Annotated in this window: 20 protein-coding genes and 1 pseudogene; 16 read left to right on the top strand and 5 right to left on the bottom strand. The window is 66.9% G+C overall.

Features of this window, described 5'->3' with window-relative positions:
* Positions 1-549: 549 nt before the first annotated feature.
* The 8 genes from ACIGFK_RS14385 to ACIGFK_RS14350 all read left to right on the top strand — a co-directional run bounded on the left by ACIGFK_RS14385 (position 550) and on the right by ACIGFK_RS14350 (position 11318).
* Positions 550-2034, top strand: a complete 1485-nt coding sequence (locus ACIGFK_RS14385; RefSeq protein WP_400051878.1) for a hypothetical protein — start codon at positions 550-552, stop codon at positions 2032-2034.
* Positions 2034-3968 (top strand): hypothetical protein, encoded by a 1935-nt coding sequence (locus ACIGFK_RS14380; RefSeq protein WP_400051876.1) that lies wholly within the window; start codon positions 2034-2036, stop codon positions 3966-3968. The genes ACIGFK_RS14385 and ACIGFK_RS14380 overlap by 1 nt, the downstream gene beginning before the upstream one ends.
* Positions 3965-6049, top strand: a complete 2085-nt coding sequence (locus ACIGFK_RS14375) for an integrase (protein WP_400051874.1) — start codon at positions 3965-3967, stop codon at positions 6047-6049. The genes ACIGFK_RS14380 and ACIGFK_RS14375 overlap by 4 nt, the downstream gene beginning before the upstream one ends.
* A complete protein-coding gene (locus ACIGFK_RS14370) occupies positions 6046-6468 on the top strand; it encodes a hypothetical protein (RefSeq protein ID WP_400051872.1) in 423 nt (140 codons plus the stop codon). Before ACIGFK_RS14375 ends, ACIGFK_RS14370 begins: the two co-directional genes overlap by 4 nt.
* Positions 6469-6694: 226 nt before the next feature.
* Positions 6695-7762 carry a polyprenyl synthetase family protein gene (locus ACIGFK_RS14365; protein ID WP_400051871.1) on the top strand — a complete coding sequence of 356 codons (1068 nt, stop codon included), beginning with the start codon at positions 6695-6697 and terminating at the stop codon, positions 7760-7762.
* 189 nt (positions 7763-7951) lie between these two features.
* The gene (locus ACIGFK_RS14360; RefSeq protein ID WP_400051869.1) at positions 7952-9493 is read left to right on the top strand and encodes a prenyltransferase/squalene oxidase repeat-containing protein; all 1542 of its coding nucleotides are present in this window, start codon (positions 7952-7954) and stop codon (positions 9491-9493) included.
* Positions 9494-9849: 356 nt separating this feature from the next.
* Positions 9850-10710, top strand: coding sequence for a hypothetical protein (locus tag ACIGFK_RS14355; protein WP_400051867.1), 861 nt, complete (start codon positions 9850-9852; stop codon positions 10708-10710).
* Positions 10711-11195: 485 nt separating this feature from the next.
* Positions 11196-11318 carry a hypothetical protein gene (locus ACIGFK_RS14350; RefSeq protein WP_400051865.1) on the top strand — a complete coding sequence of 41 codons (123 nt, stop codon included), beginning with the start codon at positions 11196-11198 and terminating at the stop codon, positions 11316-11318.
* Positions 11319-11401: 83 nt separating this feature from the next.
* Here the strand turns inward: ACIGFK_RS14350 and ACIGFK_RS14345 are convergent, their stop codons facing one another.
* Positions 11402-11770, bottom strand: coding sequence for a hypothetical protein (locus ACIGFK_RS14345; RefSeq protein ID WP_400052101.1), 369 nt, complete (start codon positions 11768-11770; stop codon positions 11402-11404).
* Between ACIGFK_RS14345 and ACIGFK_RS14340 the strand changes: the two genes are divergently transcribed.
* Entirely contained in the window at positions 11654-12139 is a 486-nt protein-coding gene (locus ACIGFK_RS14340) for a DUF317 domain-containing protein (RefSeq protein ID WP_400052090.1), read from the top strand. The two genes, ACIGFK_RS14345 and ACIGFK_RS14340, sit on opposite strands and share 117 nt — an antisense overlap.
* A 115-nt stretch (positions 12140-12254) precedes the next feature.
* On the opposite strand, the gene ACIGFK_RS14335 is transcribed toward ACIGFK_RS14340, so the two are convergent.
* Complete coding sequence (locus ACIGFK_RS14335; RefSeq protein WP_400051863.1) at positions 12255-16151, bottom strand: hypothetical protein; 3897 nt, start codon at positions 16149-16151, stop codon at positions 12255-12257.
* 84 nt (positions 16152-16235) lie between these two features.
* Between ACIGFK_RS14335 and ACIGFK_RS14330 the strand changes: the two are divergent.
* Together ACIGFK_RS14330 and ACIGFK_RS14325 are read left to right on the top strand one after the other, a co-directional pair.
* Positions 16236-16464 (top strand): annotated as a pseudogene (locus ACIGFK_RS14330) (IS5/IS1182 family transposase); the annotation flags it as partial.
* 264 nt (positions 16465-16728) lie between these two features.
* Positions 16729-17721 (top strand): hypothetical protein, encoded by a 993-nt coding sequence (locus ACIGFK_RS14325; RefSeq protein WP_400051861.1) that lies wholly within the window; start codon positions 16729-16731, stop codon positions 17719-17721.
* Positions 17722-18052: 331 nt separating this feature from the next.
* Here ACIGFK_RS14325 and ACIGFK_RS14320 read toward each other — a convergent pair whose 3' ends face one another.
* Positions 18053-18943, bottom strand: coding sequence for a DUF5655 domain-containing protein (locus ACIGFK_RS14320; protein WP_400052088.1), 891 nt, complete (start codon positions 18941-18943; stop codon positions 18053-18055).
* A 219-nt stretch (positions 18944-19162) separates the two neighbouring features.
* On the opposite strand from ACIGFK_RS14320, the gene ACIGFK_RS14315 reads away from it, so the two are divergent.
* The 5 genes from ACIGFK_RS14315 (at position 19163) to ACIGFK_RS14295 (ending at position 23804) form a co-directional block, all read left to right on the top strand.
* Positions 19163-19297, top strand: a complete 135-nt coding sequence (locus ACIGFK_RS14315) for a hypothetical protein (protein WP_400051859.1) — start codon at positions 19163-19165, stop codon at positions 19295-19297.
* Between the two features lie 53 nt (positions 19298-19350).
* Entirely contained in the window at positions 19351-19473 is a 123-nt protein-coding gene (locus ACIGFK_RS14310; RefSeq protein ID WP_400051858.1) for a hypothetical protein, read from the top strand.
* A gap of 356 nt (positions 19474-19829) precedes the next feature.
* Positions 19830-21158 (top strand): HNH endonuclease, encoded by a 1329-nt coding sequence (locus ACIGFK_RS14305; protein ID WP_400051856.1) that lies wholly within the window; start codon positions 19830-19832, stop codon positions 21156-21158.
* 332 nt (positions 21159-21490) lie between these two features.
* Positions 21491-22486 (top strand): DUF4365 domain-containing protein, encoded by a 996-nt coding sequence (locus tag ACIGFK_RS14300; RefSeq protein WP_400051854.1) that lies wholly within the window; start codon positions 21491-21493, stop codon positions 22484-22486.
* A 178-nt stretch (positions 22487-22664) separates the two neighbouring features.
* Entirely contained in the window at positions 22665-23804 is a 1140-nt protein-coding gene (locus ACIGFK_RS14295) for a hypothetical protein (RefSeq protein WP_400051852.1), read from the top strand.
* Between the two features lie 526 nt (positions 23805-24330).
* On the opposite strand, the gene ACIGFK_RS14290 is transcribed toward ACIGFK_RS14295, so the two are convergent.
* The gene (locus ACIGFK_RS14290; protein ID WP_400051851.1) at positions 24331-25041 is read right to left on the bottom strand and encodes a cation transporter; all 711 of its coding nucleotides are present in this window, start codon (positions 25039-25041) and stop codon (positions 24331-24333) included.
* Positions 25041-25376, bottom strand: coding sequence for an ArsR/SmtB family transcription factor (locus tag ACIGFK_RS14285; RefSeq protein WP_400051850.1), 336 nt, complete (start codon positions 25374-25376; stop codon positions 25041-25043). The genes ACIGFK_RS14290 and ACIGFK_RS14285 overlap by 1 nt, the downstream gene beginning before the upstream one ends.
* Between the last annotated feature and the right edge of the window lie 53 nt (positions 25377-25429).

Here is a 25429-nt window from a genome sequence, read left to right as displayed (position 1 = left end):
CATTCGCTGGCCTCCTACCGCTTCCGCTCCACACAGAAGGTTCCGCATGCCGTACGTCCCCGCCGACACCCACGTCAGCTTCACCCTTCATCCCGACCACCATCCTGGCGTTCTCGCCACGACCTCCGGCCCCACTAGCGACGCCGCCCGCTCCCACCTTCACGACCTCGGCTTCCGCAGCACCGGCCCGGACCCGATGGTCCTCGCCCGAGTTGACCGGGAGGAGCCCTACTACGCCGACCAGGCAGCCAACGAGCTAGCCCGATACGGCTTCACCGTGGACATCGCCCCAGCACTCCAGGAGGAGATCAACACCGAGTGGACCTGGGCCGACTACCCCATGCCGTGGTGCACCCCCCGAAGAGATACGGCAGGTCAGCGCCGACGCCCAGCGCATCCACGACGACATCGCAACCGGTCGGTTGACCATCCATCTTTTCTTGGGACGGTTCAGATCTGTCTCACGAGGTGTCGCTCGGCCTGATGAAGCTGGCTCGGAAGCATTGTCGACCGCTGGTATCTCTCGTCTCCCGCACCGTCGCCAGGGAGATGAAGATGCTGTTGTTTTCGGTGGACTCGAAGTCAGCCAAGCACTGGCTGGACAGTCCGGTGGTGTCCGGCGACGCGGTGGCCCGGATGCTGAAGCATCGGTCGGTCTCGGACGGCACGCCGGTCTTCCTTGACGAGGAGACGATGATGCCGGTCGAGCCCCTATGTTCGTGGGGCCGGAACATGTCGCATGCAGATCTGGCTGTCTCCACGCTGAGGGACTACGGGCGGATCATGGCCCGCTTCGCCTCGCATCAGGAGGCCCAAGGGCGAGATGTGCTGGCGGCCAGCGAGGCGGATCTGGTGGCGTTCAAGAGGTTGCGAACCCAGTTGCAGGAGCGGCCGATCGGGCCCTCTGCCTGGGGTAAGGAGTCCGGGCTGCTGGATCAATTCTTCCGGTACGCGGTTGAGCGGGGGTACCTCCAACGCCGGCCGGTTCGGGTGGCTGCTCGCGGCCGTAATCCGCTGGCGCCCCGTGTGCGACGGGGGATGGACATCCGCCACCTCACCCTTGATCAGTATCGGTACTTCCGTGATGTCGGTCTGGGTGGACAGCTTCCTGACTCCCGGGTCGACCGGACGTTCCGGGGGTGGGCGCCGCACCGCAATCGTGCGGGCGCGGATCTGGCTCTGGGCTCGGGGATGCGCTGGCAGGAGTGGGCGACGGTGCTGCTCCCCGAGCTCGGGATCGGTCAGCGTCCTCCCGGACTGGCCGCGGAGTTCACGTTGCAGGCGTGCGCGAAGTACGGGAAGCCCCGCAGTGTGTACGTGCCCGAGGACGCGGTGGGGGCGGTGGAGACCTACGTGTTGCTGGAGCGGCCGGAGCTGACGGCCGGTGCGGCCGCCAGCCTGGGGCGACGGTGTGGGGATCTGTTCGTCGTCTCCGGTGTCGATCACGGGAGCGGGCGTGTGCGCGGGGTGCTGGACGGGGTGCGCCGCGAGTTCGACATGGCGGCCATGCCGGCTGGGCTGCGGCGGATCACGGTTCATGAGGGTGAGTTCGGGCTGGAAGCTCTGGCGGTGTTCGTCTGCCGGAGCGGGCTGATGCCGGGGGCCGATTCCTGGAAACGGTACCGGCATGCGGCCTGGCGCCGGATGACCGCGCTCGCGGGCGCGTCAACGCCGCTGCTGCCGGAGAAGCGATGGCGCTGGCACGACCTTCGCCACACCTACGCGCTGCAATTGCTTTCGTACCTGGAGCGGTTGATGGACGGCGAGGAGCCAGACCAGGTCGCCCGTAGGCGACGTCATGACCGGTACCTGTCGGGGCACCTGCGGCACAACCCGCTGCTGATCGTCAGCCGCAGACTCGGCCACGCCAGCCCAGAGACCACATATGCCTACCTCCAGTACACCGACGATCTGGTGAACGAGTTCGAGGAGGCGTTCTCCGGTTGGATCGGCGCTGCGGAGGGCACGACGTACGCGCAGATCGCCGAGCACGCCTTCGGCCTGGAACCGGTGGCCCGGCGGAGCGTGAGGTGATGCCGCGCCGCAGGGACTACGAGGATGGCCTCGACGGCGCGTACGGCGAAAGTGCCCGGCCGGTGAAGCGTATCGGGGTCCGCACGGTGGTGTGCGTGAAGTCGCCGGGGCGAACTGTAGTCCAGAGGTTCGATCCCGGCCTCTACCGGTGCTCGCGGCTGGCAGCTCAACTTGCCGACGAGTGGGTGGAGTACGTGGAGGCAACCGAGGTCACCGCAGGGCCTTCTAGTGCCTACCGTCGGGCCGTCGACCGGTTCTGCACGGCGGTCGATGCCGCCTTGGAGGGCAGCGGCACGGAGACGGAGGTGGGCCTGGAGAGTGCCCGGACGAGTCGGCTGCTGGCGAAGTGGGAGCGCGGGCTGTCCGCCACGTATCGGACAGGCTCGATGTGGCCGGCCTACCTGGCCTCGTCCCTGAGGGCCTTGGTCATCCGCCGCGACGACCACCCGAACCGTGCCTGTGACCCGGCCCTGGTCCGGATGGTGAGGGGGCCGCTGCTGGTGGCCTGGGGCGAAAACAGCGAGCGGGACGAGTTCTCGCGCAAGGACAAGCAGGCGCTGGTGCGGGCCGCCTGGGTCGCGGTCGGTGAGCTGGAGAGGCGGCTGGCCATCGGGTGGCGGCTGGCGGACCAGGGCCGGCACCCTGAGTCGGGGAGCTGGCTGAGCCTGCGGGATCTGCTGTGGGGCCTGTCCCGGCGGGAGATCGAGCCCAAGACCATCGCCGCCGCTCTCCCCTCTCCGGCCTGCTGGCCGGGCGAGTTGCGCGAGCTGGTGGCCCGGCCGGACGGGTCGGCTCTGACGCGCGCCGTCAAGCAGGAGCTGGTCCGGCATCTGGTTGCCCAGTTGTATCCGACCAGTCTTGACCTGCATGCCTTTCGTGTCCTGCTGATGGACGCCACCGGCCACACCTCGGAGGAGGTGACCGGGTTCGGGGAGCGGGATGTTGAGTTTTTGCCGCGCGGGGTGCGGCTGACCCTGGTCAAGAAGCGGGCGGGCCGCGTGCGCCACCGGGCTTTTCGCGACTGTGTCCCTCAGGAGGCGGTGGTGGAAGGGCCGGTCGATCACGAGCTGACGGATGGGCCGCGGCGCGAGGTGAGCGTGATCGTCCGCAGGTTGCTGGAGGTGACCTCGAAGGTCCGCGAGCAGATCCCGCAGGTTCAGGACACGCTGTTCGTCCGGGCGGTGGTCCGTCCCGGTGAGCGGCTCGTGTTCGACCGCTGGAACGTCGCTGTTCCCACGGCGACGTTCGCCAGCTGGCTCAAGACCAGGGGCGTTAGTGTCTCCGGCGATGTTCACATCGGGAGGCTGCGCAAGAGCGTCAAGGTGGAGAAGGCGATCGTGGCCCGGGGTCGGGTCGGCGTGGCGGCCGACGACCATCTGGAGGAGACGTTCGCCGGCCACTACGCGCAGGGGACGACGCTGCGGATCATCTCCGGTGAGGTTATTACTGCTGCCCAGGACCACTGGTTCCGCAAGGCCGTCGAGGGGCCGACGGTGATCGCCCCGGACGTCGCGGGCATCGCGGACAGCACTGCCTTGCAGGCTCTGGGCCTGGAGTCGATTCAGGTCGAGGGCATCATCAGCGGGCAGTTGGACATGGGTCTGTCCCATTGCCGGGATCCGCGCCAGTCGCCGTTCAGCCCGCCGGGTGAACTCTGCGTGGTCGCGCCGCTGCGCTGCCTGGAATGCTCCAATGCCTGGATCCTGCCGGGCAACCTGCCCCAGCTCCTGCTGTTCCAGGAGCACCTCGAGCGGGTGAAACGGCGTCTGCCGCCTGCGGCGTTCACCGCGCAGTGGGGTCAGAGCTGGACCAATCTGCTGGCCGTCCTCGCCGACCGCTCGCCCGAAGAGCTGGCCCTGGCCCGTCGGCACATTGCCGACGGCCAGGCCCGGCTCGACCTTCCCCTGACCGCGTACACGGAGTTCGACCGGTGATCCTCAGCCAGCCCGCACCCGGCAGCCGCCCGTTGTTCCGTCAAGACGAGCCGGTCCTGCAGAGCCATCCGCTGCTGCCGGCCGCCAGGACCGGCACGGTTGCCGTACCGCGCTTCGGTGACATCGCCGTATGGGATTTCAACGACGTCGTGCGGCGCCCTGCCAACCGCAGCCGCTGCCAGTGGAAGCTCCCCTTCACCGGGGAGCTGGCCGAAGGCGCCTGGAACCTGATGGCCCGCGAGGTCATCATGGCCCTGGCCAACCCGAACCACGGGGCCCTCCACGACGCCGGAGTACACCTCGGCGACAGCTACGCCAACCTCCAGAGCCTGATCCAGGAAGCCTGCCGTCTTCGGCAGATCGCCTCCTGGGCGCGTGGGGCGGGACTGCCCGCCCGGCCGGCCGAGTGGAGTCATGAGGACGTAAGGCGGCGGATCCGCGACCTGCGCAAGACCTGTGCCGCGGGAACGGTCAGGTCGGTCGTCGTCTTCCTCAAGAAGATGGCGTTCCTCAGCCCGGCGCTCACCTGGGGCTGGCCGGCCGGGGATCCCTGGGAAGGATGCAGCGCGCGGCACGTCGCCGGCTGCGCCGGTAGGAGCGAACTCTCCACAGAGGCCGTCAAGCCCGACGTCTGGTTCCCCCTGGTCCGTGCCGCCTGGGCCTACGTCCACGCCTTCGCCCCCGACATCCTGCGGGCTACCCAGCGCTGTCAGGCCCTGCGCAACGCGGCGGCGCGGACACCGCTTGGGCGGGAGGCCGAGATCGGCGCCTGGTTCGACGACCTGGCGAACAGGATCCCCGTCTACCCGGGCCGGACGCACAAGGACGGCAGCCCCCGCATCCACTGGCGCCTGCTGGACCTGTCAGTCGGCCTGAAGGGCCGGCCCGACTACACCCTCGCCGACTCCCGGTTCCGGCGCACCGCACTGCAGGCCGTCGCCGAGGGGCGCTTCACCCGTCAGGGTCTCGTCCCGGACCTCGCTAAGGTCACCCGCCCGGACGGAAGCACAGGACCCTGGCATCCGGGTATCGGCCCCGAGGACCTGTTCACCCTCCACCTCACCATCCGCAACGCCGCATACATCCTGGTCGCGGCACTGTCGATGATGCGGGACTCCGAGATCCAGGCGATCGTCCGCGGCAGCGTAGTCGAGCACTACAACGCGCCGGCCATCGCCTCGACCCTGCAAAAGGACCACGCGGGCCTGCCACGCAAGCACTGGTGGATCACCGAGCCCGCAGCGGAGGCCATCGCAGTCGCCGAAGCGGTCTCCGTCCACGCCGAGCGGGTCTTCGCACCGCTCGGCCGCCCAGAGTCCAGCGTCGCCATCCACGGAACGGCCGCGGTCAAACAGTTCACCGAATTTGCCAACGCAGGCCGGGGATCGTCTGGCCTGGAGGAAATCCCCAGCGGTGATGCCCGGCCGCACATGTTCCGCCGCACCATGGCCATGCTGACCGACCAGTTCCCCGGCTCCGAAATCGCCCTGGGCATCCAGCTCAAGCACATCGCCACCCGCGCATTAGCCAACCGCTCAACCCGCGGCTACGCAGCCTCCGACACCGCCTGGGCCAGCGAGCTCCAGTCCGCCGTCGACGCCGCCCGCTTCCGGCGGATCAAGGACCTGTACACCGACCACGTGGGCGGCAAGCCCGTTGGCTACGGTCCTGGAGCCGACCGGCTCAAGGACGTCTTCGACCAGATCCAGTCCACCGTCGCAGCCCGTTCGGGCGATGCACGCATCGCCGAGAGCCTCCTGCGCAAGACGCGGATCACGATCCGCTTCGGCACCTTGAACCACTGCCTGTTCGACGAGGCGAACCCGGCCGGAGCTCTCTGCCTGGAGAATGCGACCGTCCCCGAGGGCCACACCGGCCCGTTGGATAGCCGGTGCCGACCTGACCGGTGCCACAACAGCCTCATCGGCCCCGAGCACATCCCGGTCTACGACTCGCACCGGCGGATCCAGCTCAAGCTGATGGCGGACCCCAACCTGCCGGCCGGGCGAAGGGACCTGATCGCCCGCGAGCTACTGCGGGCCGAGGACGTTCTCGCCATGGCCCACGAGGAGACACCGTGACCCCCACCAGCCGCGCCATCACCGAGGACGGCGTCTCCGCAAGGACCGCCGACGCACTGCGAATGGCGATGCGGCGGCTCTTCGAGGGCCGTGCCCAGCACACCGACGGACGGCTCACCAAGGAAAACCTCTGGAGGGAGGCCCAGGTCAGCCGGGCCACGATGAACCGGGCCACAACCATCCTCAACGAATGGGACACCCACCTCACACAGAACGGGACAGCGACGCCCGGCGAGGCCCGCCGCGATGAGGAGATCGCAAAGCTGCGCCGGCAACTCACCGAAAGGGCCCGCGAATGCACCGTTCTGCAGCGACGCCTCAATGCGGCGGCCACCGCCATCGCCGCACTCCACCACGACAACGCCCAGCTCCGCGACGAACTCGCGTGCTCAAATGGCCGCGTCACCGTTCTTCACTGAAGGGGCTGCAAAGACCGCGCCCCCGCACCTGACGGACAGGAGCCGGGCGCGCCGGTGGGTGTACTGCCTCCTCAGTGCGCTGTGTGCCTCGAATGAGCCATTTCACCAGCCGAAAATCTCATTGTGGCGACTACGGGCTGTGGAAATGATCAGCGCGTGGCGCATCGCTGTTGGCGCCGACCAGCGTGGCCGATGCGGAGGCACAGTGGTGACTGGTGATGGTGTCGTGGCACAGGCGATCGACTTGGCCACCATCCGAAGACAGGTCGAAGACGTTCTAGACGACTTCCTGCAGCACAAGATTTCTGCCGCCATGGCCGACCGCCTGCCTGAAGAAGCTCCCCAGATCCTGCACAGCTTCCTCTTCACGGGGGGCAAGCGCCTGCGCCCCCTATTCTGCGCGATCGGATGGCACGCCGCGGGCGGCGGCTGTTACGACTCCGCTGTTGTGCGGGTGGCAGCCTCGCTGGAGATGCTGCATGCCTTCGCCCTCATTCACGACGACGTCATGGACAACTCCGCCACCCGGCGCGGGCAACCGTCCCTCCACCGTGATCTGACGTTGCGCCACACTGTCAGAGGAGGCGCGAGTAATGCGTCCCTCCTCGGCGTCGGCCTCGCGGTCCTGGTCGGGGATCTGGCGCTGGCCTGGTCCGACGAACTCATGCACACCGCGGGATTATCGGACGCGCAACTGGTAGGCGTCCTGCGGCACGTTGATGCCATGCGTACGGAGCTGATGTACGGCCAGTACCTTGACCTGGTCTCTGCCGGATGCTCCCTTGCGGACACCGAGTCGGCACTGGCGATCGCCCGCTACAAGACGGCCAAGTACACGATCGAACGCCCCCTGCACATCGGTGCGTTCCTGGCCGGCGCGGACGCTGATCTGTGCCGTGCACTGAGCGCGTACGCCCTCCCGCTCGGTGAGGCGTTTCAGCTCCGGGACGACCTGCTCGGCGTCTTCGGCGACCCGGCCCAGACGGGCAAATCCACTGTCGATGACCTGCGCGAGGGCAAACACACCGTCCTGATGGCCCTCACCCGTCAGCGCGCCGACGCCGAGCAGCTGGGCGTGCTGCAGAGCCTACTGGCCCGTCCGGATCTCGATGAAACGGGCGCCGACCGGATACGCGGCGTCGTGGAGACCACCGGCGCCCGCCATGCGGTGGAGCAGCTGATCCGGGCGCACGTGGAGCAGGCGCGACAAGCCCTTGAGCAGGCCAGTCTCCCGCCCGCCGTCGTCGCGGTCCTGCATGACATCGCCCAGGCCGCCACCGTGCGGGACTCATGACCGCCGCCCACCGCACAGCCCGGCAGGAGGGCACATGACCGGTCGGACGGGTGGCGCCGATGTGGCCGACTAGGCCCTCACCACCTGCAGCCTGTTCCCCCGCAGCCCCACCCTGGCCCTCATCCACGCCGCAAACCCGGAGGACTGCATGACGCAGCAGCGGGCCGCGCGGCGGAAGGGAAAACATCCGTGACGGCACTTCCGCTGACGACCGCGCCCCTCGTCCACGCCGCCGTACAGCGAGCGGCCCGCCACCTGGCCGCCCAGGTCGGTACTGACGGCATGCTGAATGCTCCCTGCGAAAGCCGTGCCCTGGAATCGGCGCTGGCCTTCCGGCTGCTGGAACGCCAACGTGTGCTCCCAGACATGCACACCAAACTCCAGGCCTTCCTGGAAACGGTGCACCGGGACACTTACGCTGGCACAGTCGACAAGCTTCTCGCTTCTGCTGCCCTGCACCACCACGCCGTGCCCACCTCTGATCCCGCCGATCAGATCATCAGCCACTTCCGGCACTTCACCGCAGGGCGCAAGCGTCTCCTCGTCCAGGCAGTCCTGCACGCTCTGGGAGCCCTTGAGGCAGTGACGTGGCCGTCACGCGACCTGTTTGACACCACAGGGCTGCAGCTCTGGAAGCAGGCCGAAATGACCGCCTGCAAAGTGATCCTGGCCCATGCCCTGGGTCGCCAAGAGGAGATCACCGACAAGGACCTGGAGTGCCTGGCCGCCACCCAGCGCGACGGGACCATCTGGCAAGCCAATACCCTGTCCCATCTCCTGGTGCTGACAGCTCTGGACCACCTTCCCGGGCAACACGACACAGTCCGCCGGGGACTGGCCGCATTACCTGCCATCCAGCGGTCCGACGGGGGACTGAGCCTGACCCCAGACATGGACACCACCCTCACCGGGATGGCCGCAGCCGCCCTGGCCGCGGCCGCATCGGATCCTCTGCTCCAGCGGCACCTTGCGGACCGGCTGGTCGACCTGCAGCAGCCCGCTGGTTCCTGGACCTTCACCCCACAGGCCGCACAGACCGACGTCGAGACCACCTTCTTCGTCCTGGAAGCCCTGCACCTGACCGAGCCCGCCCGCTACGCCGACAGCCTGCGCCGGGGCTGCGACTACCTGTGCGATATGCAAAACCCCGACGGAGGACTGAACAACTACGCCCAAGGCGGCGCCTCAGAGGCATCCCACACTGGTCAGGCTCTTACCATCTGGGCCGCTCACGACCCGCACCGTTACGCCTCCCACATTGACCGAGCCGCTCGGTTCGTCGCCTCACAGCAAGAGCCTGACGGCAGCTACGCCCTGAACTGGAGCGCCAGCGACGCCAATGTCATTCTCCGTACCTGCCACGGTCTCCACACCGCCCTAGCCCAAGGCTGCCTCAGCCTGTCGGCACAGGAAGCGGCACGCCGCGCGATCGACAAGAGCACCCGGTACCTGCTCACCCGGCAGCACGAAGACGGAGGCTGGGGCCAGCAACCCCACCACTCCAGCGACCCCACCAGCACCGCATACGCCCTCACCACCCTCACCATCGTCCGACCCGCCACCCAGGCCACAGCCCGCGCCGCCCACTACCTGTGCCGCACCCAGCGACGCGATGGCGGATTCCACGCGCCTCCCGACACCTACTCGCCCCGACCCCTCGTCATCGACATCAAGGCCCTTCCCACCATCTACGCACTTCGCGCCCTGGCACTCACCCTCCACGCCCCGTGACACCCCGGGCCATGCGCTCTATGACGCATGCCCCCGTCGCGGACAGCACGCTCCTGCCGTCACCAGCCCGTACCGGCAGCCTGAGCCGACCCCGACCCCGCTGAGCGCACCGGACAACGTCCAATAGGAGTTAGCCAGCTGTGACTGTCATAAAGCACCCCTCAGTACCCCGCCTGGACATGTATTTCCCCCTTCCCCCGCGGGCCTATAACGACGACTATCTGCAAGTCGCCGCAGACACACAGGAATGGTTGAAACCGTACTGGCGCCCGACAACCGACAGGCAGTACCACATCCTCCTGGACGGGGCGCGGTCCGCGACGGCCTGCCTTCCAGCGACGACTCGCGGGTGGTACATGTTCTTCAACCTGGGGGTCGTGTGCTCACTCAGCATCGACGATCAGTTCGATATCGGCGGACCCGAGGAACGGCAGAAATACCACACCGAAGTCGCCCCGCAGCTGCTCGCAGCGTTGGACGACCCCGTGATGCCAGACCTGACCGAGCTGCACCCACACGCTGCGCTCGCCGGAAAGATGCGCCAATATACCGAACGCCACGCGGCTCCCATGCCGGGACGGCTCTTCATCGATGGGTTCGCAAACACCATCCGCGACGCCGGCGGGGAAATCGCCAGTGCCGTCCGTGGCAAGCCGTTTACCGTGGACGGTTACCTGGACCGCATCATCAACGGTGCGAAAGGGGCCAACTCCTACGGGCCGGTTGTCGAAATCTGCGGCAACACCGGGACTCTCCCCGACGACGAACGTGAACACCCTGCCATCGCCGCACTAACCACCATGATGGGGCTGCTCATCACGGTTCACCTCGACTTCTACACGCCCTGGAACGAGAAGGGGCCAGACGACCACTACAACCTCATCAAGATCATCGCCCATGAGAAAGGGGGCACACCGGACGAGGCGGCGGTCCTGGCAATGGAGTTGACCAACAAGCTGGTCGACTTGTTCTTCCGGCTATCCGCCCAGATCACCCCCCAGGTCAGCCCGCCGACCCGACGCTACGTCGAGAACCTCGGTGGCTTTCTGCGAGGCAACCTCGACTGGGCACGCTGGACGCAACGGTACGTCAACCGCAGCATCATTCTCATCGACCGGACGGAACCACCCGCATCACACACGATGTGCCCCCCGCCCTACCCATTGGTAGCCAAATGGTGGGACCTACTCGACCCCGTCGGGGACGGCCAGCCCTAGCGACCGCGTAGTTCCATCTCGATCGCCGCACCGAAAGTGTCTAATCAATGGCGGCTCCAGTGATCAAGGAGACGTGGCTCTGTTCGCGATCTCGCGTACAAAGCCAGTCCGCCGAGGGTGCCACTGAGACGAACTGGAGCAGGTGCAGGGTCGTGAAGATCCGGCTGTAGTGCGCGACCGCGTCCCTACCTCCGTCGGGCCCTTCCCTTGGCGGCATGCGGATGAGTCGTATCCGCGGACCTCACCCGTGGTCAGGGAGCCAGCCACGCGCAGCGTGTCGCCCAGTGCGCGTACTGGGCGGCCTCGACTCACCTGTACTCGCCGCCTACCGGACCTCCCCACCTTCTTGAGCTCCAGATCAAGTGAGGCGAGGAGTACGGACGGCCTCATTCAAGAATCGCAATTGGCGCTCATTGAAGCGGCAGACGAACCTTCCCCGAGATGGGTGAACCGCTTCTCACTCAGGCGACTCGAACCAACGTCTCGTGAGACATCTGGATCGCGGTGAACACCTGCACGCCCACGACGGCCACACCACTGTCGCCGTGGGAACGTACGCCACCGGCGCCACGTCCACCTGCACGGCGAAGGCCACCTGCGCCAGGTGACCACGACCTTCGAAACCGAGGCCGAAGCCGTCGCGGACTTCCACAGCCACCACACCGTCGCCGTCCGCCCCGGCCCGGCCCCCCTAACCGAACTCGAACAGCACGTCCGCCAAGCCCTTCGCAGCACGACAGTCCCGACAACCCCCGAAGCTCCGGCCCCTCCCACGCCGGTGGCCGCCGGCCCCGGGGAGCACGAGCAGTTCCTCGACCACTTCCTCGACTCCAAGCCCCAGTGGTCCAAACACCGAACCTGGAGCGACGAGACAACCGTCGCCATGCACGAATCCCTCACGGTCCGGGCCGAGTTCGACCACGAGGCCAGGCACCGCACCGACATCGCCTGGACAATCGCCGAGTACGACGCGCCCGTCGGCGAACTGCTCTGGCGAGCCACCCTCACCGCCGACACCCCCATCCCGCTCCTCCAGGCGATCACCGACCATCTCGACCACCCGGTTCCCGCCCCCAGGACAGAACCGCACATGCCACTACACGAAGCCGGATGGAGCGCGCTCAGCCACCCTGCCCGCACCACGTGGCAAGCCCCACGACCTCCTGGCCGAGCTGACCACTACCGCAGCCGACATCACCGCGGAGCCGCGCCCTGCCCCACAACGCCTGCCTCCCGCCTCCCGGCTGCCGGTCTCCCCTGTCCTACCCCGGCCCCGCGTCCGCTGAATGCGGGTAGACAAGGGCGGCCTGGAAGCCGGACTCCAGCAGTGATCCGGAGCACGGGCCGGGTCAGCCCCGACCGCGGGCCGACATGTACGCCGAGGCACCCTTCAGCGCCCGCCGAGCAACCTAAATCTCGTCGAAGCTGAACCTCGAGCGGTGGTTCGCGGAGCTGCCCGAGAAGTCCTCGAACGCGGATCTACGCGGGTCGGCCGTTTCATGCTCCAGGACATATTCGGCTACATCCGGGGTCCGTCCGGTTCACTACTGGGGATAGCCGTTGCGGGCACGGCTCTGTAGGTCACGGAACGTCGAGGAGAAGCTGTCGAGGCGAGCCACTGCGGTAGCGGCAAAGTCCCTCACCAAGATGCTGGGGTGGGTCTGCAGTTTCTCCGCGGCTTCGAGGCGGGGATTGATCACGCTGGTCGGGTCGGTGAAGGCACCGTCCACCGAGGTCAACCCGCGCAGGAGTAGCTCCCGGCTCTCCGCGTCCAATCCGGCCGTGAGCAGGTCCGGAACGATCTTCTCCCAGGTGGTGGTGGACCAGGCAGTGTGGATCGCCTCCGCGGCTCGGCGGCGCGTGCTCGGCGCACCTCTCGCCCATTCGGACAGTGTGCCCGACCACGCGTTGGTACCCGTTCCGATCTGGGTGAACGCCCGGAGCATCAACGACTCGGCGGCTTCATCGGGCGCGGTGATCGGCGCGATCGACCAGTGGTGGACGAACGCGGTGGTGATCTCCTCACGCACATCGGCGCCAAGGCGTTCGATGTACTCCGCCCAAATGGTTGGCAAGGGGTGGCCCCGGCGGATGTGTCCCACCAGGACTTCGGCGAACCGCTCAGGTACCCGCCGTGCGATCTGCATCGCCGCGTCTGCGGCAAGGTAGTCACTGTGCATTCGACCGACGTGTTCGGGCGTAAGCATGCGCTCCAGCACAGCGGCACATTCGGCCACTGTTGTGGCATTCACCTGCGGCCCGGGGAGAAGGACCATCCCAATCGCCCGCAGAACCGCCGGAACAGCCTTCTTCGGCCCCAGGGTGCCCAGCAGGGCCAGGCGCGCCAAGCGGTCGTCGGCTGAGTTGGTGCAGTGCCACGAGTGGTGGGCGATCTGTTCGCAGATTGCGGCCGACTCTGTGGTTCCTGTATCGGTGGCCGCTTCCACGAGGACGCCTAGGAGCTGCTCTTCGTGGTCAGGGTGGTCGTCCACCATCGAGAGTGCGAGTCCCGCGATCCTGGTGTCGCTCGTGCGCTCAGACACCCACGGCCATACCTGCTCTGGGTGCCGGCGAGCGAGTCCAGCCAGGAGCGCAGCCTCCGCGGCCAGGGGACCGCGGGCCAGGCGCGCAAGGACGAAGTCGGAATCGGTCGCGTTCTCGCCTACCGCTGCTGCGAATGCCGGGAGGACTGCATGCGCTGTGCCTGAGACGTCGGGGTCGGTGGCTTCCAGTAGATCGACGGCCTGCTCGGTGGTCAGCGCGCCGGCCAGCGCAACGGCGGCGGGCTTCTGGGCTGCGATGTCCTCCTGCCAGGCGCCGCTGAAGGTATGGGGCGGCTGAGCGACCAGGAGGTTGGCGAGCTCCTGGTCGGCGAGGGCTGCGGCTGCAACAGGTTCCCCGGCCGCTGCCGCAGCGGTCAGATCGGTACGCCAACGTCCCATGCCGAGCGCGGCTTCGGCTGCCCGGCGTCGTACGGACAGCGGAAGCCCCGTCCATTGCTCGGCGATCTTGCTGGCGAACCGCGATGCAGCTGCCGTCAGGGTCTGCTCGGCGTACTCGGGCAACGGCTGCTGGGTACTACCGGGCAGACCGAGAGCCGCCGCTTGGCGCAGCTGCAGGGGCAGGGCAACCAAGGCATTGAGGAGGTAACGGTGCTCGGGTTCACGCAGTACCTGCTCCATGAGTAGCGGCGCGAGCAGGTCGACGGCCTGGTCGAGTTGACTCCGGATCTCCGCTACGTCGGGCAGCACCATGATGCGGATGTTGAGGGTATTTGCCTGCTCTGGCGTGCCCCGCACCCGTTCCGCGGTGACGTTCAGGAACGGCTGCAGGGCCGCGAGAAGCACGCGAGCAAAGGACTGTGGCCCCCGTTTCGCGGCGTCCTCCGGGTCGAGCCCGAGCGGCGGCTCGACCGCACGGTCCCGGGCCCACCGGGAGATCGCGTCAAGCAGAGCACCGCGGCTCGTTGTCAGTGCCTCGCAGCCTCCAGCGTGCGAGCAGCTTGGGGCGCCCCACGTCTCGAACGTCCGCAGGAGAGCACCAGGTTGCCCGTCACCGAACACAGGTCGGGCAGCGTCCACCAGCCAGGCGATGTCCAGGATGGCCGCCACCGCCGTCGGGTCTGCCATCGGATCCGTGCGTCGTGCCAGTCGGGCGAACTCCTCGCAGAGTTTGTCCAGTTCGTACCGGTAGTGCGCGAAGGCGTCCTCGTCGCTCCAGAGCTGGCCGGAGGGAGGTACCGGCCACTGCCGAGCCAGCTGTGCGGCAAGTTCCACAAGGAGCGGCTGACCGGCAGGGGCAGCCCGGGACGCGAGGTGCACGACGCTGGTCCAGTGCCCGAGAGAGGCGTCCTCGGGCAGCAAGCCGAGGACGAACTGCGCAATTGCCACGCCTGCTGCCTGGACGCCGCTGCTCCGGGCGGCATCGGCCAGCACGGTAATCTGCGGGCCGAGGCGCTGTGCCGCGCTGCCGAGTGCTTCGGCGTTCCCCTGTGGCGTGTTCCCCGGGGAAATTCCTGCCTGGGCTGCCAGTTGCTGCAGGGCGGTGTGGGTGTCCAGTCGGACGGGGGCGCCCGGGGTAAGTGCGTCGGCCACGAGAACGACACCGGCGAGGTCAGGGCGGAAGGTGTGGGGCGGCGTGTCCACCAAGCCCGCATCGACAAGATTGTCCAGGAGTCGGTCGAGACGGTCTGGCTCGGACGGCAGGCCGGAAATCGCACCGTAGAGGACGGCGACGTCTCTGCCAGCATGGTGTCCAGCCAAGTCACCGGCCCTGGTAAGCAGGGCGAGGGCGATCGCGACCGCGCGGTGCAGGCCGGGATCGTCCATCGCCACAAGCCGATTGGCCACCAGGTTCCGCAACAATTCCGATGCATCACCCCAGCCGAACGTCTTACTGTTCACGGCCACGTGACACGCGGCGTGGGCGAGTAGCGGGTTGCCGTCTGCCAGGTTGATGACGCTGTTGCGGAACTCCTCGTGTTGGATGCCGTGGCCGGTGATGATCCTGTCGATTTCCTGCCTTGCCAGACGTCCGAGAACGACTGAGGCGGCGGCCTTCTGCTCGGCGCCGGCAGCGTACAGCGCCCGCTCGCGCTCGCCGGGGCGGAGGGTGAACAGGAGGCGTACCTGGTCGAACCGGGGATCAGCGAGCATGGCGGCCACCGCGCTCAGGCTCTCGCTGCGGTGGGCATCGTCGACCACAAGGATCAGGGGACCGTCCAAGCCCACCTCGCTGAACGCCTCCGTCGTGAGCGGTGCACCGGAAGGGACGACGAGAGTCGTGGCGACGGATCGGGCCGTCTCGATCGCAAGCCGGGTCTTCCCGCTGCCTCCAGGGCCCTCCACAACAACGATCCTTGTTGTGGGACCTTCCGCACCGAGTTCGGTACGGAGCCGATCCTGGATCTCAGTTGTGCCGTGGAGTTCGGCGGTCATCCCCGGGACGGTGCCGGAGAGCCGCTCCAGGTACATCTCCGCAGTGGACAGGGCCCGGGGCTGGCGCGGACGGACACCCAGTTCGGCCTCGGCCACCCATCGCAGACTGTCCGATTCCAGCTCCGTGACGAGCTCGGCAAGGTCGACGATCTCCAGGTCCACCCCGAACTCCGTCTTTGCCCGCTTCCGCTCTTTCCCCTTCTTGATCTCGGTCGTCGAGCGGTTCATCACGAACACGGCTGGCGCCGTACGCCGGTGCTTCTTGTGCTTCTCCAACTCGATGGTGAGCTTCGCGCTCCATGTGCGCTGCAGGCTGACCCACAACGCCACGTCGATCTCGTCTTTGAACAAGAGCCGGCTGTAGCCATCGAGACCGGTATCACCCGTGGCGCTGGTAGGCCGGAGGCTGGGATACCGCTCTCGCAGCACCCATAGCGCCACCCGCTCCAGAACGAGATCATCCGTGAGCTGTTCCAGCGCACCTTGTGCGGTTTCGTACAGCACCCCTCGCCCCTCCGGCTCACCGAGACCTGTGCAGGACCATTCTCCTCCACCCGCCGCGTCACATGCAGCACCGTCCGCCGGGCTGGCCGGCCGTGGTGCCTGCCGCTGACAGCTCGCCCCGCTGTTCGGGATCTCTTCGGTGACGGTCTGCCGGGGCATCCGGCGCATCCGGCCGATGTCTGTGTTGGAGCAGGTGCCCCGGCCCGTCGCCTACGTGAACCGCTTGTGGATCGTGGACGGAACCCTGATCCCGGTCCGCGACCGCACGGTCGGCGCATCCTCCCGCAACTACCGGTTCTCAGCAAACATGCAGGGTTACGCAAGGTTGGCGAGGTCTTCGTCTGGGCGACAGAGCGGAACATGCCGCCAAGGCGTGCCATCGCCACCCGGTGAGCGAGCTCCGAGGCGAGCGCTGGGCGGCGGATCGCAGAGACCCGCAAGACGGGTGTATCCCCCGGCCAGGGCTTGATACGACGCCAGCCGTACGCAGGGGTGTTGCGTGTACCGACCCCTCGTTGTCGGACCCCCCTGACACCATTGGCTCCAGGGGTTCAAGTTTGACCTGGAGGGGGCTCACATGCAGAAGGCAGTGCCGGCCGAGGTCCTACGCAAGGCCATCGTGGCGGAGCTGGTCGAATTCGCGGAGCACGTACCGGCGAGGCTCTCGGCGTTGTGCCGTCGCGTGGGCCTGGAGTCCCCGGCGGGCGTCTACCCCGAGGACGGGCTTGACGAGTACACGTGGGCCTGTACGGACGCGGTGGAGACCACGCAGGACTTGATCAACCTGGCTCAGCGCGTCGTGACGCAGGTCGGCAGCGAGGCGCTTGACAAGATGCTGCGGACGCTGGGGGGCCGCGGCCGCAGTGGAGAGTTCCAGAACCTAATCTTCGCGGGGGTCGGGGAGAAGCCGAAGATCGTGCTGACCGATGCGACCGAGAACCGCATCAAGCTCACGACCAACGCTCACTTGTGGCTGGTGTACGACCGGCCGCTGCTGTCGTCGGGGCTGAGCTGGCAGGCGCTGATCGACTGGTGGCGCGAGGAGCGGCCGGACATCACGGCCGGGTTAAACGATCTCAAGGTTGGGTTCCAGTTGCGGATGCGGCTGGCGCGGTCCCTGCCGCAGGAGTCGCCCCCGCAGAAGCTGTTCTTCGACGCTTACTACGAGCGCGTGGGACGCCTTCACCCGGAGGCCGGATTCGAGCAGCCGGCTCTGCTCCCCGAGGTCCACCTGCACTACGACCCTTACTCCCAGAAGGACCCCGCCAACCCGAAGGACCTGGAGCGGCAGCGCATGGACTTCCTCATGCTGCTGCCGAACGGCGAGCGGGTCGTGATCGAGGTCGATGGGGTGCAGCACTACAGCGAGAAGCAAGAGCTGGCTGGACGGGAGAGGAACATCGCGTCGCCCAAGGTGTACGGGGCCATGATGGCTGCGGACCGGGACCTGAACCTGGACGGATACCGCCTGTTCCGGTTCGGGGGTGCGGAGCTGCGGAAGGAGCGGCCGGAAGAAGCAAAGGTCATGGTGAACGCCTTCTTCGACCGCCTGCTCCCCGCGCCCAAGTAGATCAACAACACTCGCCGATGCCCCGCACGTGGACCCGGTGCGGGGCTTCGTGCTGCTCAGGCCGGGCGGCCGCCACGATGGTCGGGTGAACTATCTCGTCGAGCGGACCCCCGACGGTGGCGATCCGGAGATCCTGTACCTGAGCGCCTCCGACATCACCACGACCGCGGAAGTGGTGGCGCCGCGGCACTGCTGGGCGATACATAGCGCACGATCCCCGGTTTCCGAAACCGGGGATCGTGCGGAAGATGGACTACTCCAGCGCCACGTCCTCGCCTCCCACCGAAAGGCCCGATATCGAAACCCCGAACCGACCGCCGGGTCCGCCGGCCTATGCCGCCGCGTCATAGGACAGCCGGAACAGCTCCATCGCCCGCTCGAGGTCCTTGTCCGAGCGCAGCTGGACCTCCAGGTCGCCGGTGCCGTGATGCCCAAGCCCCGTCACGTCCCTGGTGAACCCCGGCACAAGATCGACAGTTGTAGGCGCCGCCTTGAGGTATGCGAGGAGCTTGTCCTGCCGGGAGGTGACACAGGCGAAGTTGCGCAGCCGCTGGTACGCGTCGTACTGCTTGCGCTCGACCTTCGCCACGTCCCCGCCCAGCCCCAGCAGCGCCTCGTCCACGGCTGCCGCCAGTTCCGCCATCGCCTCGCACGCGCGCCGGAGAGACGCGGATGTGTCGGCGCTTCGGCGCCGAAGGCGCGACGGCACTTTGCCCTGCGTGGCCACTGAGGCGACGGTCTCCAACCCGATGTGATGCTGCCCGTACAGCCGATAGCGGACCAGGTCGATCGAGCGACGATGCTCCCGCACGGCATGCAAGTCGTAGCGGGTGAAGTCTCCGGCGATGCAGATCAGCCGGGGCGCGCTCCACAGAACCTGAGACGCTGTTGTCTCCCCGAGGCGCTCGCGGACCAGCGCTTGGAACTCGGTGCGGTGGTCCATCAGCCAAGCCACGTAGAACAGCCCTTGCGACAGCACGCCGGGGTCGGTGGATCGCTTGTACTCGACGATCACCGGAGCACCGTTCTCGTCGAGCCCCAGAGAATCGATGCGTCCACCGTGTACAGGGCCGGTGCTGTATTCGGAGGCGAGGAATCGGACCCCGAGCATCGCCTCCATCGCCCCCTCGACCAGGCCCTGCACATCGGCCTCAGCCTCAGCCAATCGCGGCAGGACTTCAGTCACGCCGTCTTTCGTGGAGAACAGTTTCAGGCTCGACACCCCCTTGTCGCACATGCCGAGGGGTAACACCCGCAGGTTCAGGGATATTTCCGCCAGCGGGGCCATCCGGGGATCGGATCTTCCGGGCCAGACTCCATCGGGGCAGCACTCACGCTCGACCACTCTGAAGTCCAGCGAACCCCAGGCCGCCCTTTCCACAACCCGGCCAGTCCCCCCGTCCTACGGCGACCGCCATCGCCGGAACGATGGATCTGGACGATGGAGGAGGCCGCCCGCTTCCTTGCCCATTCCCACCGGGCCGACCCCGAGATGGCCGACTTGTTCGAGGTACTCATCGGCACCGGCATGCGTAAGAGCGAAGCCTCGGACTCCACTGGGACGACGTCCACCTGACGGAAGGTGAGCTCTACGTCCGCTGCACCCTCTCCGCGATCGACAACAACCTGGTGGCGACCGTGCCGGCCGACCGCCACCTCGGCGTCCTCGCGATGCTCGAGAGTGGCCTCGACCTCGGCCTCGACCGCCGCCTCCACAACGGGCAACTCGTCACCACCCGCCGCAGCCAGTAGCCACCGGCCCGATAGGCCAGGGGGCCGGTCCGGCCCCGCCGCCGGACATCAAGAGCCGCACCCACATGTCCTTGCCCAGCCGGTCAGCTCTATGCATCGAGCAAGTCCGAGGCTGCTGCCCAGTGGGGTCGACCTGAACCGCTCAAGGGTCGTGGTCGGCACAGGAAGCAAACGGCAGCGGACGAGCAGGGCCGAACTGACGGAGACCGAGGTGCCCAGACTGCCACGACGAGCAGACGGCACGGCAAAACTCCCCCGCGCGTCAGCGACCGCGAGCAGAACTTCCTGTCTCGTGCTCTCGCAGCATGCCGAACCTCCACCTAGACCACACCCTCAACATCCAGAGAGAATGCTCCATGGCCGTCTCCAAGCGCCTCCGATACGAAGTCCTCCGCCGGGACAACCACACCTGCCGATACTGCGGCGCCTCCGCGCCCGACGTCCCATTGCGCGTCGACCATGTCACCCCCGTTGCGCTTGGCGGCACGGACACCCCCAACAACCTCGTCACGAGCTGCGAGCCGTGCAACAGCGGGAAGAGTTCCGCCACCGTCGACAGCGCCCTGGTCGAGAACATCGCCGACGACGCCCTCCGTTGGGCCGCCGCCATGCAGCAGGCCGCCGACAACCTTCTCGAACAGGAGAGGCCCAAGCTCGAATACCGCGCCGCATTCCTGAAGGAGTGGAACCGCTGGGGCTACGGCGAAGGCGAAGACCGCAAAGCCATCGAGCTGCCTGGCGACTGGAAGCCCAGCGTCGAACGCTTTCGAGTCGCGGGACTGCCCGCCTGGGTCTGGGGCGAGATCATCGACACCGCCATGGGCTACGACAAGGTCCTCGACCCCAACAAGTTCAAGTACTGCTGCGGCATTGCGTGGAACAAAGTCGGCGTCCTACAGGAAGGGGCTCGGCGGATCGTCGGTGCCACCCGGCCGCCCGCTCATCTCGACATGCGGCAAGCGGTGCTCGAGGCAGCGTTTGCGGTGTGGCACTGCGGTTTGAGTGACGGCGAGGACACCCCGACCCCCAACCAGGTCGACGAGTTCCGCGAAAGCCTCGCAGGCCTTACCGAGGCCGACCTGGCGGATCCCGAGCTAATCGTCCAGGCCGCTCAGTACGCCACCTACTTCGGGATGAGCAATTTTGCCGAAGCACGGCGGGACATGGACTACGACGCGGTCGCCCGCGCATGGAACTCAGCATGGCCAACTACGTGGGTCCCGGGTGATGAAGAATGGGGCGGCAAGCTCGTCGGTGGCCCCACGGACATACAGCGCAAGTGGGTCAGGGAGCAGATCGACAAGCTCCTCGACGCTGAGATCAACGTGCACCGCCTCGTGCGCGCGGCCAGTCACGCGGGGTCGCACAAGTCGGCTCGGATATACCACGGACTGTCCGACTCCGAGCTTGAGGTGACAGGGGTCAGTGGTTGGCAGTCGAAGGCGGCCGAACTCTGGCGCGTCGCCTACACAGCGTCAACCATGGTCGAGCCGACGGTGGAGGAAACCACCAGGTTCTTCAAAGGCCTCCGGAGCGTCGTATCGCTCGGCGAGTTCTACCTGGCCGACATCTACCAGGCGGCATCCGCTGCTGGCTGCTATCAAGATCCGGACCTGGTCTCCTGCCTCACGCAGCACCTGTCCGTGTTCGAGGCGGCGGCTCTCCCCGTCCGGGATGAGGGCTGATGGCGCCCACGGCAGCCCTGCCGATGGCTGCGTGTCGCCCGCAACGCTCCCCCCGATCATCGCCGCGTCCCGTCTTAGAGCGGAGTCACTTGACGCCCCTTCACCTATCCACCGAGTCTCGTGAAGGCCTGAACCCCAGGCCCTTGGCACCGCTCTCCTCGCGAGCCGATCCCCAAGCCGCAGCGGGGCTCACTACCGGGGCCTCACGGACCAGTGTCACCTCACTGCAGGCAAGAGGGATCACTGCAGCCGGTCGCGGCGCTCGCTTCGGCGAGGGCGTGCTGTCAGCGCATGCCGATATCCTGACGCCCACTACTTTCAAGGGGGGAACGGTGTCAACCGTACGTTCTAGCCGCAGAATTGAGCGGGCCGGCGTTAACGCCCTGCGTGCACTCCTCGAAGAACACGATCACATCGTTCAGGAAATCGACGGTGGAAACGATCACGGCGAGGACATGATCGTGAACTTTACGCGGGGCGGGAAGCGAACGGGCTGCTGGATCGCCATCCAAGTAAAGAGCGGAAAAAAGTACAAGCGAGCCAATGGATATGCGATCCCCGTAGAAGACCACTTCGACGACTGGCGGCAGAGCCGGATCCCTATCGTTGGCGTCGTGTACGACATGAAGAAGAAAGAGCTGTTCTGGGTCAATCTCACCGAACGGTTACGATCCACCAAAGAAAGCCCCGGCTGGGTGCAAGTAGCAAACGCGGCCCAACTCAACGGGGACACCGTTGATGGATTCCATTCAGAAATCTCATCCTACGCGGGCGATGCGCGGATGCGCATTCGCGCAGCGAACGAGGAAGACGCTTTTACCGAGGCTGTTCGCGCGCGACAAGGGCTGGATCCCGAAACTGCACCCAACCCTCTCTTCGAAGGGATGGCCGACTTCGCCCTTCGCCATGAGGAACGACTTCAGGTGATCGCGCGAGACTTGCGGCGGTCCATCCCGATCCAAGCCCTAGTCTTGATCATGGCATGGGAGTGGCCCCGGCAGATCCGCTTCATTGAGGGATCCACAGACCTCAACCCCGTCCCGTGGGTTCTGGGTCTCTATTCTTTCATGTTCCTCATGGCCCTCACGATCTTCTTTGAGTTGAGGGCGGGACGGAAACCAAAAGAGACCGGCAACTGGCTGATCCTCATTGCCAGTAATTTTCTATGGCTTCCGATCATGGACCCCGATGGCGATCGAGGCTGGTGGGGAACTACATGGATCATTGCTGGAATCGTGATCCCCTCTTTCGGCATCAAACTCCTGTACATCAGCTTCATCCGGTACGCCCGCGACCGAAAAAGGAACCAGCAGCGAGCCGGTTTTTGACCACGCGAACTCGACAGCGCATAGGGAACTCACGCGGCTCGGACCGCGTTCGACCCTCGCCCATGCGCGATGTCCGCTGGCGACAGACCAGCAGCCAGAGAGCGCGCGCGGTTGTCAGTGGGCCCTGTCACGATCGGTGCGGCGGCCCATCGTGGCCGTGTGGCGAGCGGAGGCCAGCATGCCCAACCGGTACGTGCGACTGGCAGGATTCGACCAACGACTGGATCTGACGAAACCGGACCTCGGAGTGGCCGGCGGCGCTGCACTGCTCGAACAGCTGCTCAATGACCGCCGGTTGCCCGTACAACGCCGCGGCCTCACGTGCGCGGAGGTATGCGAGAAGCGGGGCTTCATCGAGCCGATGTCGGTGTACCGGCGACTGGGCAAGGTCATCGCTGCCCACATGCAAAGTGACGCCGAGGACCGGCACCACGGCGGTGGAGAGTCTGACGAACACAAGGCGTATAAAGACCGGGCGGTCCGCGCCGCAGAGGAAGGCGGGCACGCTGCCGTCCAGGAACAATCGAGCAAGGACCACGCAGTCCGCAGCGACGTCCTGATCCATGGTGTGGACGGGGTACTCCTCGGTTTCGAGTCACAACTGTCCCCGCGCAACCCGCGTGAGATTCAAGCACGGGACGTGGCGGCCCGACGGGCCGGCGTGCTGGACGCATGGCAGACGGACAGCCAGGACATGGCGCGGGACACGACGGTGCCGTGGTTGCGTACCGACCGCGTCCCCTTGGAACTGATCATGAAGCGGGGCGCCCCCATCCCGCTCCGCGGTGGTATCCGACGCATCGAACTCGCCAAGTGCGACGAGCGGTTCCCGGGGCCGTGTCCGAAGAAGCGGACAGGGAAATGCGGAGGCTGGCATCCGACCACGCGACCTGCGGAACGCCCCTTCGACGAATTCATCCGAGATGCCGCCTCCGGGCTTTACGTACGAGCGATCGTCAAGGTGAAGCGGACGGCGTTCGAGTTCTGGACCCCCACTGCCGATCACACTGCGTACCTCGACGCGACATCGGGCGAACCGCCTGCCGTCATGCCGAGGCAACGTCAGGTACGGCGTCCTATGGAGGACGGCGACCCGACGTGCCGCGTCCGGCCGCCGGCCGCGTCGGACCACGAGACTGCGCCGCTCCCCTACATCCCGGCGCCCCGGTCGCCGGAGTCCGTCCCGAGCACAAGGCCTGCGGTGAAGGGGGCACCGCCGATCGCCTACCGGGGCAAGTGCGGGGCTGGGGTACAACCATGCGGGGCGCCCGCTCGTCTCTATCCCGCCGGATGGCTCTGCGACGACCACCGTCCGTAGCCGATAGGACGGGACACCCGCGGGAGGGCCCTCCCTGCTCCCGATTGCTCCCACGACTTCTCGCTCATGACCGACCCCTACCGCCCGGGCCAGCGGGTACCAAGATCCGGACCATTCCCGGACCAACCCCCGCCCGAGAGCCTTACGAAGCACCGTTTTCCCAGGTCAGCACGGGTACATCTGCTGTACCACCAGGAGACCAAAAACGTTTTGGTCAGCTACTCCCCGAAGAAGCTCGGCTTCTTCTAAGCAGTGAAGTCCGTTGTCTGGGATGGGTGTTGCTCTCTCCGGGCAGCACCCACTCCAGACACTCCCCGTAAGCGCTACGAAGCCTTGAGTGATCTCTATTGCGTCTCAGGCGCCACTTCCGGACCAGTGGCGGACCAAGCCTCGTCTCTCCATGCAGCCCGGGACGAGCGGATCACGTCGCCTGCGCGCACCAGGCAGTCGCCGTCCACCCGACCGTCCCGCCGCGTTCCGGCCTGCTCTGGATACGCCTCCTGCCGCCGATGCCGCGCGTTGATGCTCAGCAACAGGAGCACCCCGCCCGGCAACCGCACGCATCCGCCTCCGACGCGGATCCGGCTGTGGCAGTGGTTGCGGGTACGGCGCAGCAGCCCTTGCCCTGCCATGCGTCACGGCCCTCCTTGAGGGCGATGGCGGCGATGACGAGGGCGGCGATCGGGTCGGCCCAAGACCAGCCGAGGGTGGCGTTGAGGATGAGGCCGGCGAGGAGCACGGCCGAGAGGTACGTGCACAGCAGGGTCTGCTTGGAGTCCGCGACTGCGGAGGCCGAGCCGAGTTCTCGGCCGGCGCGGCGCTGCGCGGCCGACAGGAACGGCATCACAGCCAGGGAGAGTGCGGCCAGTGCGATGCCTGTGATCGAGCGGTCGGCTTCGCCGGTGCCGGTCAACGCCCGTGCGGCGTCGACGGTCACGTAGACGGCGAGGACGAAGAACGAGACCGCGATGATCCGCAGCGTGGTCTTCTCGCGGGCTTCGCGGACTGCGTGGTCGGTGGCGGAGAACTGCCAGGCGACCGCGGCGGCGGAGGAGACCTCGATGACGGAGTCAAGACCGAAGCCGATCAGAGCCGTGGAGGAAGCGGCGGCGCCCGCGGTGATGGCGACGATCGCCTCGATCACGTTGTAGGTGATCGTCGCGGCCACCAGGAGGCGGATCCGGCGGGCCAGCACTTCGCGGCGGGCCGGTGACGGCCCCAGGGGTATGGACATCATCAGCAGCAGCCCTTCGTGGCGGCGTCGGGGCAGGTCTTGTCCGCCTCGACCGCAACCACGGTGGCGAGCAGGTGGTCCAGGGCGTGGCCGAGCCGGTCGTCGGCCAGCTCGTACCAGGTGCGCCTCCCGTCGGGAACGGTCACCACCAGCCCGCAGTCGCGCAGGCAGGCCAGGTGGTTCGAGAGCCGGGTGCGTGAAACGCCGAGCGCTTCGGCGAGGTCGGCCGGATAGGCGGGCTCCTGTCGCAGAGCGAGCAGGATCCGGCAGCGGATCGGGTCGGCGAGCGCGCGGCCGAACCGGGCCAGCACGTCGATGTCGGAAGCAACGGTCAGCACAGCACAACAGTACAGCTCATCCTGAATTCAGGAAATCGTGGATTAGGGGAGCT

This window comes from Streptomyces sp. NPDC085524 (genome assembly GCF_044541755.1).
Classification (GTDB): Bacteria; Actinomycetota; Actinomycetes; order Streptomycetales; family Streptomycetaceae; genus Streptomyces.
Note: the sequence above shows the minus strand (reverse complement) of the source record. Positions and strands in the feature narration are given on the sequence as shown.

Coding starts and splice junctions, on each gene's coding strand:
- ACIGFK_RS14385 (WP_400051878.1), top strand. CDS start 550: ATGAAGATGCTGTTGTTTTCGGTGGACTCGAAGTCAGCCAAGCACTGG.
- ACIGFK_RS14380 (WP_400051876.1), top strand. CDS start 2,034: ATGCCGCGCCGCAGGGACTACGAGGATGGCCTCGACGGCGCGTACGGC.
- ACIGFK_RS14355 (WP_400051867.1), top strand. CDS start 9,850: ATGTTCTTCAACCTGGGGGTCGTGTGCTCACTCAGCATCGACGATCAG.
- ACIGFK_RS14325 (WP_400051861.1), top strand. CDS start 16,729: ATGCAGAAGGCAGTGCCGGCCGAGGTCCTACGCAAGGCCATCGTGGCG.
- ACIGFK_RS14315 (WP_400051859.1), top strand. CDS start 19,163: ATGGAGGAGGCCGCCCGCTTCCTTGCCCATTCCCACCGGGCCGACCCC.
- ACIGFK_RS14305 (WP_400051856.1), top strand. CDS start 19,830: ATGGCCGTCTCCAAGCGCCTCCGATACGAAGTCCTCCGCCGGGACAAC.
- ACIGFK_RS14295 (WP_400051852.1), top strand. CDS start 22,665: ATGCCCAACCGGTACGTGCGACTGGCAGGATTCGACCAACGACTGGAT.
- ACIGFK_RS14290 (WP_400051851.1), bottom strand. CDS start 25,041: ATGATGTCCATACCCCTGGGGCCGTCACCGGCCCGCCGCGAAGTGCTG.